The following is a 14,105-nucleotide window of genomic DNA, read 5'->3' as shown; positions in this document are numbered from 1 at the left end:
CGGGGCATGGAAAGCGACGTTTATCCGACGACAACCGTCGATCAAGATCAACGCGTCCCGAGCTTCCCGCGGCCGGTTCGGTCGGTCCACCGTCGGCCGGTCAGGGCCGGACGGGCAGGAAGTCGGGGCGGCGCTCGATGCGCGCCCGGTCCGCCCGGGAGGCGAAGTGACGGTCGATCCGCCGGGTGGCGTCGGCCCATTCGCGCATGGTGCGCACCGGCGTCAGCGTCTCCACCACGAACGGGTCGTGCCACCGCTCGACCGCCCGCCGCCACAGCTCCGCCGGCGGGTCCGTCAGCAGGTTGCCGACGGTGCCCTCGTACGCCGGCATGGCGCGCGCCGCGCCGTCGGGCTCGACCTGCAGGGCCGGGAAGAACTGACCCCGGCGGATGCGGTCCGGGTGCATCTGCAACGCCAGGTTGTCCGTGGCGGTCACCTGGACCGACGGCGGCGCCACGGAGCGCAGCCGCGCGGCGAACGCGGCGCTGCCGAGCAGCCCGACCTGCTCGTCGGTCAGCAGTTCGTGCTCGGCGACCCCTGGCCGGCTGGCCAGCCCCTCGGGCACCACCGCGCCGAGGGAGACGAAGCCCAGCGCGGGGAAGCGTGGCGCGATCCGGGTGCAGAAGTCCTCCGCCTGGTGGAAGTTGCTGCGCACCAGGACGCAGTCGATCCCGAAGCTCGGGGCGTCCCCGCCGTCGCGGCGGAGCCTGCCGACTCTCTGGTCGAGGAACTGGAGGGTGGCCATCGCCCGGTCGAACGAGCCCCGCCGGCCCCGGATCCGGTCGTGGACCTCGGCCGTCGCGCCGTCGAGGCTGACGCTCACCCGGAAGAAGTGGCGCACGATGTCGTCGATCATCTCCGGGCGTACCGACCAGCCGCCGGTGAAGAGGGCGACCTTGATGCCGGCGTCGGCCATCCGAGCGGCGACCTCGAACACCCCGTCCGCCAGGAGCGGCTCCCCGCCGGCCAGGGAGATGCCGTACGGGCGCATCGCGACGATGCGCTCCGCGACGCGCAACATGTCCTGCCGGCTCAGCTGCCGGCTCGGCCGTCGCCCCGACTCGGAGTAGCAGTGGAAGCACCGCAGCGGGCACGCGTAGGTGATGTCCCAGATGATTTCGAGAGGACGGTCGGGTATCTCCATGCGGCGCTCCTGGCGTGCGGTGGGCGGATCGGGCGGGCGTGTCGCGGCCCTCCGGGGCGGCCGGACGGGGGCGGGCGGCCGGGGCGGGCGGCCCGGGCGCGGCGGCGGGAGGTCAGGGCGCGGAGCGCGGGTCGAGCAGGACCAGCAGTTGCCGGTGGCCCGTCGGCGACACGCTGGGGTGGACGTCCTCGACGAGCGTCAGGTCGGGAAACCGTCGGACGAGGGTCCCGACGGCCAGCCGGGCCTCGGCCCGGGCCAGGGCCGCTCCGAGACAGTGCTTGCGGCCGAGGCCGAAGGCGAGGTGCGGGTTGTCCGGCCTTCGCGGGTCGAACACGTCCGGGTCGGCGAAGCGGGCGGGGTCGCGGTTGACCGCCCGCATCGCGCAGTGCACGCCGGTCCCCGCGGCCACCGGCACGCCGGCGACCTCGGTGTCCGTCCTCGCGTACCGGGACGACAGGGCGGCCGGCGTGACGAACCGCAGCAGCTCCTCGACCGTGGCGTCCAGCTGGTCCGGCTGCTCGACCAGCCGCTGCCACCGGTCGCGCGGTCGCAGCAGGGTGGCGATGCCGCTGGCCAGCAGGGTCGTCACGGGACGGTTTCCGGCCACGAGCAGCAGGCGGACGGCGGAGAGCACGTCCGCCTCCGACGTCGACGGCCCCTCCGACCGGGCCATCGCGCTGATGAGGTCGTCGCCGGGGTCGCGGCGCCGCTCGACGATCAGCGCCCTGAGGTAGTCGGCCAGCGCGAGCCCGGCGCTCCTGGTGACCGGCGTCGCCGCGCCCAGTTCGGCTATCCACCCGTAGACGTAGTCGCGGATGTAGCGGCGACCGTCGGACGGGATGCCGAGCAGCTCGCATAGGACGGCCACCGGCAGCGGGCGGGCCAGGGCGTCGATGGCGTCGACCGGCGTACCGGTCGGCACGGCGTCCAGCAGCGCGTCGATCTCGCCCTGGATCCGGGCGGCCAGCGCCGTGACCCGTCGGTGGGTGAGCTGACGGGTGATCATCCGACGCAGCCTTCGGTGCTGTTCCTCGGGGAGGAAGAACAGGTCCTCCTCGTCGAGGAGGTCCTCGTCGGTCCGCCGATCGGCGCGCGCCGCCAGCGCCTGCGGAGGCTCGCCCATCAGCCGCGGGTCCGCCAGCGCCTTCGCCGCGGCGTCGTACCCGGCGAGCAGCAGCCCGGTCTCCCGGCCGCCCATGTTGACGTGGTGGACCGGCCCGGCCTCGCGGATGCGACGGACCGTGTCGGCGGCGGCCAGCATCCGCGCGGTGATGACGGGCAGCCCCGTCGGGCACCGTTCGGCGCCCACGGTCGCCGCCAGGTCGGGACTGCCGGCCCCGGCGTCGACCGGGTTCGCTTCGATCGCGGTCATCGACACAAGCCTTCCTGCGGTGGGGACGGGGAGTCCGGCGTCAGCCGGTCGCGGCGAGGAACTGGGTGGCGGCCAGCTCCGCGTAGAGGGGGTCCGCCGCCACCAGCTCGGTGTGGGTGCCGACGGCCTGCACCACTCCGGCGTCGATGACGACGATCTGGTCGGCGAGGGTCACCGTGGACAGCCGGTGCGCGACCACCAGGACGGTGGTGGTGAGGGCCGCCTCCGCGACCGTCTCCCGCAGCGCCGCCTCGTTGACCGCGTCGAGTTGCGAGGTGGCCTCGTCGAGCAGCAGCAGCCGGGGGCGGCGCAGCAGCGCGCGGGCGATGGCCACGCGCTGGCGTTCGCCGCCGGACAGCTTCGTGCCGCGGTGCCCGACCAGCGTGTCCAGCCCGTCGGGGAGCTGGGCCACCAGCCCGTCGAGGCGGGCGGTCTCCAGCACCCGCCGCAGGTCCTCCTCGGCGGCGTGGGGCGCGCCGAGGAGCAGGTTGTCGCGGAGGGATCCGGAGAGCACCGGCGCGTCCTGCTCGACGTAGCCGATCGCCGCCCGCAGCTCCGGCAGGCCCCAGTCGGCCACGTCACGTCCGTCGAGGAGGATGCTGCCGGCGGCCGGCTCGTAGAACCGCTCGATCAGCGAGAAGAGGGTGGTCTTGCCGGCCCCGGACGGGCCGACGAAGGCGGTCATGCCGCGCGGCGGGACGGTGAACGTCACCCCACGGTGCACGTCGGGCAGGTGCGGCGCGTAACGGAAGTGGACGTCGCGGAACTCCAGGGCGGCCGGCGCCGCGACCGTGGCCCGCGGCGGGGGAGGCGCGACGGGCGGCTCGGCGGGGAGCCGTTCCGCCTCCTGGATGCGGGCGACCGCGGCGGCGCCGACCTGGTACTGGCTCAGCGCGCCGATGAGCGACTGGACGGGCAGGACCAGGTAGTAGACGTACATCAGGAACGCGATCAGGGTCGCGACGTCGATCGCCCCCGAGGCCACCCGCGCCCCGCCGACGGCGAGGACGGTGAAGAAGGCCACCTGCATCGCCGTCTCGGCGGCGCCACCACCGATCGCCAGCCACCGGGCCGCGCGCACGCTGGCCCGCCAGGCGTCCCCGGCGGCGCGGTGGACGAGGACCTCCTCGCGGTGCTCGGCGCCGGACGCCTTGACGGTACGCAGGGCGCCGAGCGCCCGCTCCAGCGCGGCGCCCATGGCTCCCACCGACTTCTGGGCCTCCCGGCTGGCCCGGTTGACCCGGGGCATCGCGAGGCGGACGACGGCGAAGGCGAGGACCAGCACCGCGAGGGTCACCGCCAGCAGCACCGGGTCGAGCAGGCCCATCACCGTGCACGTGGCGAGCACCATGACGGCGCCGGTGACCGCCCCGACCAACGACTCGGTCGCGACCTGGCGCAGCAGGGTGGTGTCGGAGGTGACCCGCGACATGAGGTCGCCGGGCTCGGCGTGGTCCACCGCGCAGATCCGCAGCCGCAGCAGGTGCGAGACCAGGCGCCGCCGGGCGGCGAGCACGATCGACTCGCCGGTCCGGCGCAGCACGTACACGCCGAGGGGCCCGCTGACCAGCGTGACCAGCACGAGCGCGACCATGACGAGGAGGACGGGTGTGGTCGGCTCCCCGGCGGCGAGCCGGGCGACGAGGTGCCGTACGGCCAGCGGCAGGGCGAGCCCCACCGCCCCGGTGACCAGGCTCAACGCCCCGCCGAGCAGGAGCCAGCGCCAGGACGGGCGCAGGTAGCGCAGCATGACCCGCCAGGCGGGGGCGGCGCGGGGCGCGTCGTCGCCGCTCGGGCCGGCTGCCGGGGCGGGGCCGGATCGGGCGGGCGCCTCGTCGCGTCGGGCTCGGTACGTGGACACGGCATTCCTCACCGGGGTGGGGGACGGGAAAGAACTGCTGTGCGGCGGTGTCGGAGACCGGAGCCCGGCCCCCGACACCGCACGCACCCTGCCCCGACGTGGCGGCGGGGTCAGGCGCCGAGGTGTCAGTTCTCGGCGGCGCACGTGCCGGCGTACGACGTCACGTGGCTGTAGCACGGGTGGCGGGTCGCCTGCGGCGCGCTGAGCGCCTGGAGCTTGAGCACGTAGGCCATGTCTGGTCACCTCCCTTCTGGTTCGCCGCCCGGGAAGCCGGGGCGGGGTGGTCGACGCGTTCCGGTGAACGCGACGCCCGGCGGGACGGGCCGTCCGCGCCGGTGGTCAGGGCTCAGGAGAGCGACGCGGCCGGGGCGCGGCGGTGCGCCTGGCCCCCGCCGTCTCCTGTCGGTGTGGGCGCGGGTGCCCGCAGGTCGAGCAGGGGGACGACCGACGTGCTGTCGCCGAAGGCGACCCCGAGGGCGGCGAGGATGCCCGCCGAGCCGGTGGTGAGGTCCATGGACAGCCGTAGGAGCTGGTTGCCGGGGAAGGCCAGGTGTCCCCGGTACGACAGGGCGTGCCAGCCGAGCCGGCGGACGTGCTCGTCGACGACGGGCTGGTCCTCGGGCCGGCCCAGCAGGCGCAGGGCCGCGATCGTGCCCGCCCGGCCCAGGAACAGGAAGGGATGGCGGACGAACGGTGCCCGGCAGGCCCGTCGGGCGCCGTCGACGACGTCGTCGAAGCCGGGTTCCGGCCGCCGCCCGAGATATCGGGCGAGAACCAGCGCCAGCCCGATGCTGCCGCTGCTGAGATACGCGTGGTAACGGTTGCCCTCCAGGAGCTGGAACGTGCCGTCGGCCAGCACGTGGCCGCGGTCGACCTCGCGGCGCAGCGCCCGCCCGGCCAGGTCGAGGTGGCGGGTCTCCCCCGTCGCCTCGTACAGCTCCAGCAGGTACAGGGCGACGCCGGTGAGCCCGTGCTGGAGGCCCACGCGGCTGTCGGGGTGGAACATCCCGGCGTCGCCGGCGTCGAGTTGCTCCGCCAGTCGCCGGCCGAGGTCCACCGCCTCCGTCCGCAGGCCCTCGTCGCCGGTGATCCCGGCGAAGTGCAGCAGGCTGAGGCCGGCTCCCGCGAGGCCGCCCTGGATGCCGGGGGTGACCAGCTCCCCGTGCAGCTTGCGGGCGCGGTCGAGCAGTTCCAGGGCTTCGTCGCGGCGGCCGAGCGACTCCAGCACCGCGGCCACCCCGTGCAGGCCGTCCAACAGCCCCGGGCGCGGGTCGGCGCAGCGCCGCGCGGCGGCGGTCAGCCAGTCCACGTACTCCGGCGGAACCTCGCACCCCGCCTGGCGCATCGCCCACAGCACACCGGCCGCTCCCTGCCCGACGGTGTACCCGCCGGAGACGAACAGCTCCGGGTCGCCGGGGAAGAGCCGGTCCGGCCGGTCGGGTGTCGCGCTGGCGGCGATACCGGCCACGATGGAGTCGCGGATCGCCGGCCAGTCGAGCCGCGCGGCGGTGAACATCCGGGCCGGGGCGTCCTCGCCGAGCGGGCTGCGGCCGGCGGTGAACCGGCGCAGCATCCTCGGCGCGAACCCGGCGGGGACCGGGAAGTGCGCGGCGACGGCCTCGGTCAGCGTCGCGAGCTTGACCGGGGAGCGCTCCGTCAGCGGGCTGATCGGCAGGAACACCCACTGCCGTAGGCAGTTCAGGACGTAGTCGTCGGCCTCCCGGCCGGAGAGTCCCGGGGGCGCGGTGAAGCCGGGGGTGGCGAGGCCGACGGGTGTCGTGCGGGCCAGGTCCGACGCGATCTCGAAGTCGACGAGGACGACCGAGCCGTCCGGGCGCACGATGACGTTGCCCGGGTGCAGGTCGCCGAAGCGTACGCCGCGCGCGTGCACGGACATCAGCGCGTGGTCGACCCTGGCCAGGACGTCCGTCGCCCAGGAGGTGTACGCGGCGAGCGCCTCGGCGGTCGGGTCGGGGCCGACGAGCGGATACCGTGCGAAGACCTCCTCCATCAGGGTCTTGCCCTCGATGTACTCCTGCACCAGGTAGTGGTGCTCCCACACCACGAGGTGGTCGAGGAGCCGGGGGACGCAGTCGAGGCCCTGCAGGCGCCGCAGGATCTCGCGTTCCCGGCCGAGTCGGGTGACGGCGTCCGTGCCGGTCCCGTCGAGCCCGGCGTGAGGGCGGGCCTCGCGCAGCACGACGTACCCGCCGCCGTCGCGGGTGCGGGCGAGGTACACCCCGCCGCCGTTGGAGAAGTGCAACGGCCGCTCGATCTCGAAGGGGAACTCGCCCTCGCCGCCCGCCTCCATCCGCGCCAGCGACGGGTGCAGCACCTCCGGCACGGTCACCCACTCCGGCACGGTGAAGAACGGGCTGCGGTCGTCGGGCACCAGGCGCCCGTCGGGGGCGCGGACGGCGTGCACGAGTTCCCCGTCCGGGGAGGTGTACGTCATCCGGCGGAAGGCGCCGTACCGGACGTACACCGGCGAGTCCCCGTACCGCAGGTCGCTGAGCACGTACGGGCCGGTGAAGTCGCGCAGCAGCGCCGCCAGCTCCGGCAGCACCTCGCCGAACCGGTCCTCGTCCGGCGGGTACACGGTGATGAGCTTGCCGCTGCCGCCCCGGTCGGCGTACTTGCTGTTGAGCAGCTCGAACGCGGCGCGGCTGCGCAGGTACTTCAGGGGGATGCCGCGGTCCAGGCAGAAGCTCACCACCAGGTCGCAGACCTGTTCCGTGGTGTCCAGGGCCGACGAGACGTGGATCTTCCAGCCCTGCTCCGGCAGGCGCGTTCCCGGCGGCTCCAGCACGACCCACAGGTCGCTGTCCCGGGCGCGCCACCCGTCGGGCAGCGGGCGGCGGCTCACCGCGAACCGGCTGCTCCGGTCGTCCATCCGCAGGGGCGAGTCGAAGAACAGCGGATCGGCCTGACAGTAGGCGAACAGTTGGGGAAACGCGGCGTCCATCGGTGCGACTCCTGCGGGAGAGGGGGTGGCGGGCCGGGCGTCACGCGGCGGTCGCCGCGGGTGGCCCGGACGGCCGGAGGACGATCGGGAGTTCGAGCAGGTAACGCATGCGGTTCTGCCGGTAGTGCAGCTCGCGGGTGTCGACCGCGAGCCGCATGCCGGGAAAGCGGCGGGCGAGCGTGCCGAAGGCGATCTGCGCCTCGGCCCTGGCCAGCGCCGCCCCGACGCAGTAGTGGTGGCCGTGCCCGAAGGACAGGTGCGGGTTGGCGCTGCGGGCGACGTCGAGGGCGTCCGGGTCGGTGAACCGGGCCGGGTCGTGGTTGGCGGCGATCAGCGACGCCGCGACCAGGCTGTCGGCGGCGATAGTCCGGCCGGCCACGTCGATCGGCGCCGAGGCGATCCGGGCCAGTCCCACCGGGAACGGCGTCACGTACCGCATCAGCTCCTCGACGGCGGTCTCGACCAGGTCGGGGGCGTCCACCAGGCGGCGCCACTGGGTCGGCTCGCCCAGCAGCGCCGCCACGCCGTTGGCCAGCAGCGCCATCGGGGCGCGGTGGCCGCCGACCATGAGCCACCGGGCGGCGGAGACCAGGTCCGCCTCGTCCAGCGCCGCGCCCTCCGCCCGTACGACCGCGCTGATCAGGTCGTCGCCGGGGCGGGCGCGGCGGGCGGCGATCAGCTCGACGAGGTAGTCGTCGACGTCGGCGTGCGGGTCGGGGGGCCACTCCCGCATGCGGCGGACCAGCCAGTCCTCGACGTACCCGCGGTCCGCCTCGGGGACGCCGAGCAGTTCGCAGAGCACGACGATCGGCAGCGGGCGGGCGAACGACTCCACCAGGTTCGTCACCGAGCCGGGGTCGATCGCGTCCAGGAGCCGGTCGGTCTCGCGCTGGATCCGGGGCCGCAGCGCGTCCACCCGGCGCGGTGTGAGGTGCGCGGCGACCAGCCGTCGCAGGCGGGCGTGCAGTTCGGCGTCGACGGTCACCAGATCCTGTTCGCCCCGGTGGTCGGTGTTCTCGCCGGGCGGCGACAACCGGAACCCGGCCGTCATCTCCCGCTCACCCGCCAGCCGCGGGTCGGCCAGCGTCGTCGTGGTGACCTCGTGCCCGGTGAGCACCCAGGTCGGTGTGGTGGCGACCAGCGAGACGCGGTGCACCGGGCCCGCCGCGCGCAGCTGGCCCAGGGTCTCCGGGTCGTTGAGCAGGGCGGGAGTGAGCGCGGGCGGCCTGACCTGGCACGACGACGCGTCGTCGAGGTCCGCGGCGACCCGGTCCAGGAACGGCCCGAGGGCCGGCAGGTCCACCTCGGCCGGCGCCGGCGGGAGCAGGAGGGTGGGGCACGACACCCACTCCGCCTCCGGCGGGGCGGCCGGCAGGTCGAGCGCCACGACGGCGGCGACCCGTTCCGGATGCCGGTCGGCGACGGTGAGGCCGGCGACGCCGAGAGGGCCGGCGCCGACGAGCACCGCCCGGTGCGGGCTGTCCGGGTGCGCCAGGAAGTCGACGATCCCGCCGACCGGTTCGACCGCTTCCGCCGGGAGCGTGACGGTCCGCACCGGCCTGCCGGTCGACCGGCACGCCTCCGCCAGCCGGTCGACGGCCGGCCCGTGGCCGAACACCACGACGTCGACGCCGCCGGCCGGTCCGTCCTGATCGATCTGCATGCCGGAAGCGTGCCGTCGCCGGGCGCGCCTAGCATCGGGGAAACACCGCGAAGCCGAGTGGTCGCGTCGCGTCGGGCACGGGCGGGATCCCGCCTTCGTGCGGGAGCGGCGGCGCCGGACGCGGCAGCGGCCTGCCGGCGAAGAGGCGCGGCCGTCGCCGGAGGGCCCGCGCCGACCAGGACGTACGTCGGGCACCCGACACGCCGGCGGCGGCCCCGCCACCTGGCTCGGCCGTCCACCGGACGACGCAACCGAGCAGGACGCACGCGCGGCGCACGCCGCGGCGGCCCGAGCCACGGACGGTGGCCCGGTCGAGGGATAGGGGTCTTCCCGATGCTAAGGGGCTCGGCCCGGCCCGATGCTGCCTGCCATGGCACCCACCCGTGACGCTGTCGCCGGCCCCCGGACCGGCCCTCCGCCCGCACAGACGGTGGCCGCCCCGGCCGTCGACGAGACGGACCCGGCGGGTCTGCTCCGGCTCGGCCTGGCGTTCTGCGAGTCGAAGGCGCTGCTCAGCGCGGTGGAACTCGGCGTGTTCGACGCGCTGCACGAGACCGGGTCGTCGGACGTGGACGAGCTCGTCGCCCGGCTCGGCCTGCATCCGCGGGCGGCGGGGACCTTCCTGGACCTGCTCGTCCGGCTCGGGCTGCTGACCCGGGCGGCGGGCCGGTACGCGAACGGGCCCGGGGCGGCACGGCACCTCGTGCGGGGCAACGGGTCGCCGGTCCGGGAACTGCTCGACCGTGCGAACCGCATGCACTACGCCGCCTGGGGCGGGCTCGCCGACGCGCTGCGGACGGGCGGCCGGCGGCCCGAGGCGGACTACTCGGTCATGCCGCGTGACCCGCAGCGGCTGCGCCGGTTCCTCAACCTGATGGACGCCCTGACCACGGCGATCGGTCCGCTGCTCGCCGAGGCCGTCGACTGGGCGGCCGTGCGGCGGGTCGCCGACGTCGGCGGCGGGCGCGGTCACCTGCTGTCGTACGTGCTGACGGCCCATCCGCACCTGTCGGGTGTGGTCTTCGACCTGCCGCACAACGCCGGCCCCTTCGCCGAGTACGTCGCCGCGCGCGGGCTCGGCGACCGGATGACGTTCCAGCCCGGCGACTTCTTCGCCGATCCGCTGCCCGCCGCCGACGCCCTGATCTTCGGTCACGTGCTGCACGACTGGTCTCCGCGGCGGCGTGCGGTGCTCGTCCGGCGCGCGTACGACGCGCTCGCCGACGGCGGGCTCCTGGTGGTCTACGAGGGACTGCTCGGTGCGGACGCGGGCGAGGAGCGCCTGCCCCGCCACCCGGCCACGCGCGAGGAGCAGCCGGACGTCAGCGGCGACCCGGTGGCGGCGCTGGACATGCTGCTGTTCGGGGAGGGCAGCTCGGAGTACACCGAGCGGGAGTGCCGCCAGTTGCTCGGCGGGGCCGGCTTCGAGCTCCTGGCGGTGCGCCCGCTCGGCGAGCGGGACACGCTGGTGGTGGCCCGGAAGCCGTGACCACCGGTGGCCGACCGACCGGCCACCCGGGCCGGTCGGTCGGCGGTCCTAGCGGGGTCGCGTCACGCGACGGCCGTGCCCTCCAGCTCGACCATCAGGGTGGGAATCGCCAGCCGGGTCACCCCGAGCATCGTGGTGGTCGGCGCCACCCCGGCGGCACCGAGCCTCGACGCCAGCACGCCGTAGTGCTCGAAGAGCCGGTCGACGTCGGTGGTGTAGACGTTGAGCCGGACGAGGTTCGCCAGGGACATGCCGGCCTCGCCGAGGACGGCCTCCAGGTTGTCGAGGCTCAGTGCCAGCTGCGCCGCCATGTCACCGTCGTGCTGGGGCTTGCCGTCGCCGCTCATCGCGGTCTGTCCGGCGCAGTACAGGGTCCGGGTGTGCCCGGAGACGACCTCACCCTGGTGGTATCCCAGCTCGGTCGACCAGGTCCACGGGTTGACCGCCGTACGCTCCACTGCCATTGCTGCTCCATCTGTCGAAAGTGCGGGTGCCGCCGGTTTCCGGCCCCACGTGTCAGTGAGCTTCGCAGGGCAATCACGACATCCTGTGTCGTGTATTTCTGGCATAGTTTCCGGGTGCGCGCCGACCGGTTGGTGTCGCTGGTGCTGCTGCTGCGCCAGCGCGGGCGGCTGTCGGCGGCCACGCTGGCCCGCGAGCTGGAGGTCTCCACCCGCACCGTGCTGCGCGACATCGAGGCGCTGTCGGCGGCCGGTGTCCCGGTCTACGCCGAACGCGGGCGGCACGGTGGCTTCGCGCTGCTGCCCGGCTTCCAGACCGAGCTCACCGGGCTGAACCACGACGAGGCGCTCGCCCTGCTGGTCGCCGGCTCGCGGCGCGGCGCGCAGGCGTTCGGCCTCGGCTCGGCGCTCGCCTCGGCCATGCTCAAGGTGGTCGACGCGCTGCCCGAGAGCAGTCGGGACATCGCGGCGGGCGCGATCGAGCGACTGCTCATCGACCCGGAGACCGACCTGCTGTCGCGCCGGCTGGTCGCCGACGAGGTCCCCGAGCGCATCGTGGCCGAGATCCGGCGCGCCGTGCTGGCCGGGCACCGGCTGCGCATCCGCTACGCGGCGGTGGGCCGGGCGCCGCAGTGGCGCACGGTGGACCCGATCGGCCTGGTCACCGTACGCGAGCAGGGTTACCTGCTGGCCACGAGGTCCGGCGCGGACCGCACCTACCGGCTGTCCCGGGTCCTGGCCGCCGAGGAACTCGCCGAAGCCGCGCAGCGGCCGGACCGGGTCGATCTGGACCGGGCCTGGCAGGACCGCAGCACGCGGTTCCGCACCGGCGGCGACCAGGTGCTCGTGCTGGTGCGGCTCGACCCGCGGCGGCGGGAGGACCTGGTGGGCACCGCGCTGGCCGTGCTCGCCGAGGAGGCCGACGCGGACGGCTGGCTGCGGCTGGAGGTGACCTTCCAGGATCGCAGGCACGCCGAATGGGCGCTGTGGCAGCTCGGCACGAACGCGGAGGCCCTGGCCCCGCAGTGGCTGCGCGGCGCCCTGCGCGACCGCGCCGCCGCGATCGTCACCCGCTACGAGGTGTCGCCCGCGGGCACCGTCGTGGCTGATCATTGAGCGGTGATCGATCCTGTTGCGCCGCCGGCCGCCCCCGGTGCGTTCTCGTTGGCCGTCCCGCCGCTGTTCGCCGCGCTGGCTCCCGCGCGGAACATCCTCGTCGCCGGGGCGGGCGGCGGCTTCGACGTGTACGCCGGCCTGCCGCTGGCGTTCGCCCTCTGGCAGGGTGGCGCACGGGTGCACCTGGCCAGCCTGTCCTTCTCCGAGCTCGAGCTGATCGACCGGGACGCGTGGGTGGCGGAGCACGTCGCGGCGGTGCGGCCGGACACCGCCAGCCCGGACTGGTACTTCCCCGAGGGGACGCTCGCCCGGTGGCTGGCGGCGCAGGGTCTGCCGTCGACCGTGTACGCCTTCCCGCCGCTCGGGGTCCAGCCGTTGCGGGCGGCGTACCGGCACCTGGTCGAACAGCTCGACATCGACGCGGTGGTGCTGGTCGACGGCGGCACCGACGTCCTGCTGCGCGGCGACGAGAGCGATCTCGGCACGCCGGTGGAGGACATCACCAGCCTGGCCGCCGTGGCCGCGCTGGACGTGCCGGTCAAACTGGTGACCAGTCTCGGCTTCGGCATCGACGCCTACGACGGCGTCAACCACGTCCAGGTGCTGGAGAACCTCGCCGCGCTGGAGCGCGACGGCGGCTACCTCGGCGCCCTGTCCATCCCCGGTTCCAGTCGGGAGGCCGCGCTGTACCGCGATGCCGTCGCCGACGCCCGGGCCGCCACCCCGGACCGGCCGAGCATCGTCCAGGGACAGATCGCCGCCGCCACCGGCGGCGCGTTCGGGGACGTCCGGTTCACCCGGCGCACCGGCGGCGGCGACCTGTTCGTCAACCCGCTGATGGCGATCTACTTCACCGTCGACCTCGACAAGCTCGCGGCCCGGTGCCTGTATCTCGACCGCATCGAGAACACCATCGGCAGGCGCCAGGTCATCACGCGGATCCAGGCGTTCCGCGACGAACTCGTCGGCGCGCGCATCCCCCGCGCGTATCCCCACTGACGGCCTCGGCGTACGACCGGAGCGCGTCCGCTTCAGGAGGCGTCGCGGTACAGGTCGCGTCTCTCGGGCAACCGCTCGAGGCCGGCCGACCGGTAGGTGGCGACGGCACCGACGTTGGCGCTCTGGCAGCACACGAGCACGCTGGACGCACCCGAGTCCCGCAGGGTGCGCGCCCCGGCGGCCGTGACCGCACGGCCGTAGCCGTTACCGCGGTGGGCCCGGTGCACCCCCATCGGCTCGATCAGCCCCGGCCTTCCCTCGCCCGCCGACCACACCGTCACGACCGCCACCGCCTCGCCCTGCTCGTTGCGGGCGAGCAGGCACCGGGCGTCGGCATACGGCGTACCCGCCGCCATGGCCTGCCAGCGCTCCTCGGTGAACGTCGACCCGTCGAACGACGCCCGCATGACCGCGGCCCACTCGGGCGCCTGTTCCGGCCCGATCGCCTCGACGCGAACGCCGGCTTCCGGCACGGGCGCGCCGAGGTCACGCCGCAGTGGCGTCCACGGCTCGCCGACCGCCCAGCCGTGGCCGGGCAACAGCTCCCGGACCAGGGCTCCCGTCGGCGCTTCGACGTACGTCCGCCCCTCGGGCAGCACCCCGCGCTCGGGCGCCGACGCGTCCTCGACCACCTGCCGCGCCAGCTCCTCGTCCCGCAACGCCTCCGGCGCGAACGCCACCCGCAGCAGGTCCGCGCCGTCCAGCAGCCCGATCGCCAGCACCTCCCCGGCCCGGCTCCACGTCCGCGTGGCCTGCGCCGTCCGCTCGGCGCCGAACCGCCAGAACCATCCCACGTCGCCCGGATGCAGCTGTACGGGCCCGGTGTCGTGCTGCCACTCCCCCAGCACCCGCACCACGTCGCCGAGCCCGTCGACCCCCGGCCTGCCCATCGTGATCGTCATCCCCCGATCGCATACCACCCGGCCGGCCCTGCGCACCCGAATTTCCCGCCGGTTCGGTGAGCTGGGGTGACGGGCGGACAGCAGTTTCGTCAGGGGCGAGCGGCGGCCGTCACGTCCTCGGCCGCCGGGCGAG

At 74.8% G+C, this 14,105-nt stretch carries 10 protein-coding genes; 3 read left to right on the top strand and 7 right to left on the bottom strand.

Annotated elements, in window-relative coordinates; all coding sequences use genetic code 11:
* Positions 1–100: 100 nt before the first annotated feature.
* The 5 genes from GA0070606_RS27560 to GA0070606_RS27540 all read right to left on the bottom strand — a co-directional run bounded on the left by GA0070606_RS27560 (position 101) and on the right by GA0070606_RS27540 (position 9,005).
* Entirely contained in the window at positions 101–1,144 is a 1,044-nt protein-coding gene (locus GA0070606_RS27560; RefSeq protein ID WP_091106073.1) for a radical SAM protein, read from the bottom strand.
* Between the two features lie 112 nt (positions 1,145–1,256).
* Complete coding sequence (locus GA0070606_RS27555; RefSeq protein WP_141721858.1) at positions 1,257–2,516, bottom strand: cytochrome P450; 1,260 nt, start codon at positions 2,514–2,516, stop codon at positions 1,257–1,259.
* 40 nt (positions 2,517–2,556) lie between these two features.
* The gene (locus tag GA0070606_RS27550; protein ID WP_218106069.1) at positions 2,557–4,377 is read right to left on the bottom strand and encodes an ABC transporter ATP-binding protein; all 1,821 of its coding nucleotides are present in this window, start codon (positions 4,375–4,377) and stop codon (positions 2,557–2,559) included.
* Positions 4,378–4,723: 346 nt separating this feature from the next.
* Complete coding sequence (gene lanKC / locus GA0070606_RS27545; protein WP_091106067.1) at positions 4,724–7,342, bottom strand: class III lanthionine synthetase LanKC; 2,619 nt, start codon at positions 7,340–7,342, stop codon at positions 4,724–4,726.
* 40 nt (positions 7,343–7,382) lie between these two features.
* Positions 7,383–9,005 carry a cytochrome P450 family protein gene (locus GA0070606_RS27540; RefSeq protein WP_091106056.1) on the bottom strand — a complete coding sequence of 541 codons (1,623 nt, stop codon included), beginning with the start codon at positions 9,003–9,005 and terminating at the stop codon, positions 7,383–7,385.
* 370 nt (positions 9,006–9,375) lie between these two features.
* Between GA0070606_RS27540 and GA0070606_RS27535 the strand changes: the two genes are divergently transcribed.
* Positions 9,376–10,494, top strand: coding sequence for a methyltransferase (locus GA0070606_RS27535; RefSeq protein ID WP_091106053.1), 1,119 nt, complete (start codon positions 9,376–9,378; stop codon positions 10,492–10,494).
* Positions 10,495–10,556: 62 nt separating this feature from the next.
* Here the strand turns inward: GA0070606_RS27535 and GA0070606_RS27530 are convergent, their stop codons facing one another.
* Positions 10,557–10,958 carry a RidA family protein gene (locus tag GA0070606_RS27530; protein ID WP_218106068.1) on the bottom strand — a complete coding sequence of 134 codons (402 nt, stop codon included), beginning with the start codon at positions 10,956–10,958 and terminating at the stop codon, positions 10,557–10,559.
* A gap of 114 nt (positions 10,959–11,072) precedes the next feature.
* Here GA0070606_RS27530 and GA0070606_RS27525 point away from each other — a divergent pair, with 114 nt between their 5' ends.
* Complete coding sequence (locus GA0070606_RS27525) at positions 11,073–12,071, top strand: helix-turn-helix transcriptional regulator (RefSeq protein WP_091106048.1); 999 nt, start codon at positions 11,073–11,075, stop codon at positions 12,069–12,071.
* Positions 12,072–12,074: 3 nt separating this feature from the next.
* Positions 12,075–13,070 carry a DUF1152 domain-containing protein gene (locus GA0070606_RS27520; RefSeq protein ID WP_245724836.1) on the top strand — a complete coding sequence of 332 codons (996 nt, stop codon included), beginning with the start codon at positions 12,075–12,077 and terminating at the stop codon, positions 13,068–13,070.
* A 32-nt stretch (positions 13,071–13,102) separates the two neighbouring features.
* On the opposite strand, the gene GA0070606_RS27515 is transcribed toward GA0070606_RS27520, so the two are convergent.
* Positions 13,103–13,972, bottom strand: a complete 870-nt coding sequence (locus GA0070606_RS27515; protein ID WP_091106045.1) for a GNAT family N-acetyltransferase — start codon at positions 13,970–13,972, stop codon at positions 13,103–13,105.
* Positions 13,973–14,105: the final 133 nt, after the last annotated feature.

Source organism: Micromonospora citrea (assembly GCF_900090315.1).
GTDB classification, from domain to species: Bacteria; Actinomycetota; Actinomycetes; order Mycobacteriales; family Micromonosporaceae; genus Micromonospora; species Micromonospora citrea.
Note: the sequence above shows the minus strand (reverse complement) of the source record. Positions and strands in the feature narration are given on the sequence as shown.

Coding starts and splice junctions, on each gene's coding strand:
- GA0070606_RS27560 (WP_091106073.1), bottom strand. CDS start 1,144: ATGGAGATACCCGACCGTCCTCTCGAAATCATCTGGGACATCACCTAC.
- GA0070606_RS27555 (WP_141721858.1), bottom strand. CDS start 2,516: ATGACCGCGATCGAAGCGAACCCGGTCGACGCCGGGGCCGGCAGTCCC.
- lanKC (WP_091106067.1), bottom strand. CDS start 7,342: ATGGACGCCGCGTTTCCCCAACTGTTCGCCTACTGTCAGGCCGATCCG.
- GA0070606_RS27540 (WP_091106056.1), bottom strand. CDS start 9,005: ATGCAGATCGATCAGGACGGACCGGCCGGCGGCGTCGACGTCGTGGTG.
- GA0070606_RS27535 (WP_091106053.1), top strand. CDS start 9,376: ATGGCACCCACCCGTGACGCTGTCGCCGGCCCCCGGACCGGCCCTCCG.
- GA0070606_RS27530 (WP_218106068.1), bottom strand. CDS start 10,958: ATGGCAGTGGAGCGTACGGCGGTCAACCCGTGGACCTGGTCGACCGAG.
- GA0070606_RS27515 (WP_091106045.1), bottom strand. CDS start 13,972: ATGACGATCACGATGGGCAGGCCGGGGGTCGACGGGCTCGGCGACGTG.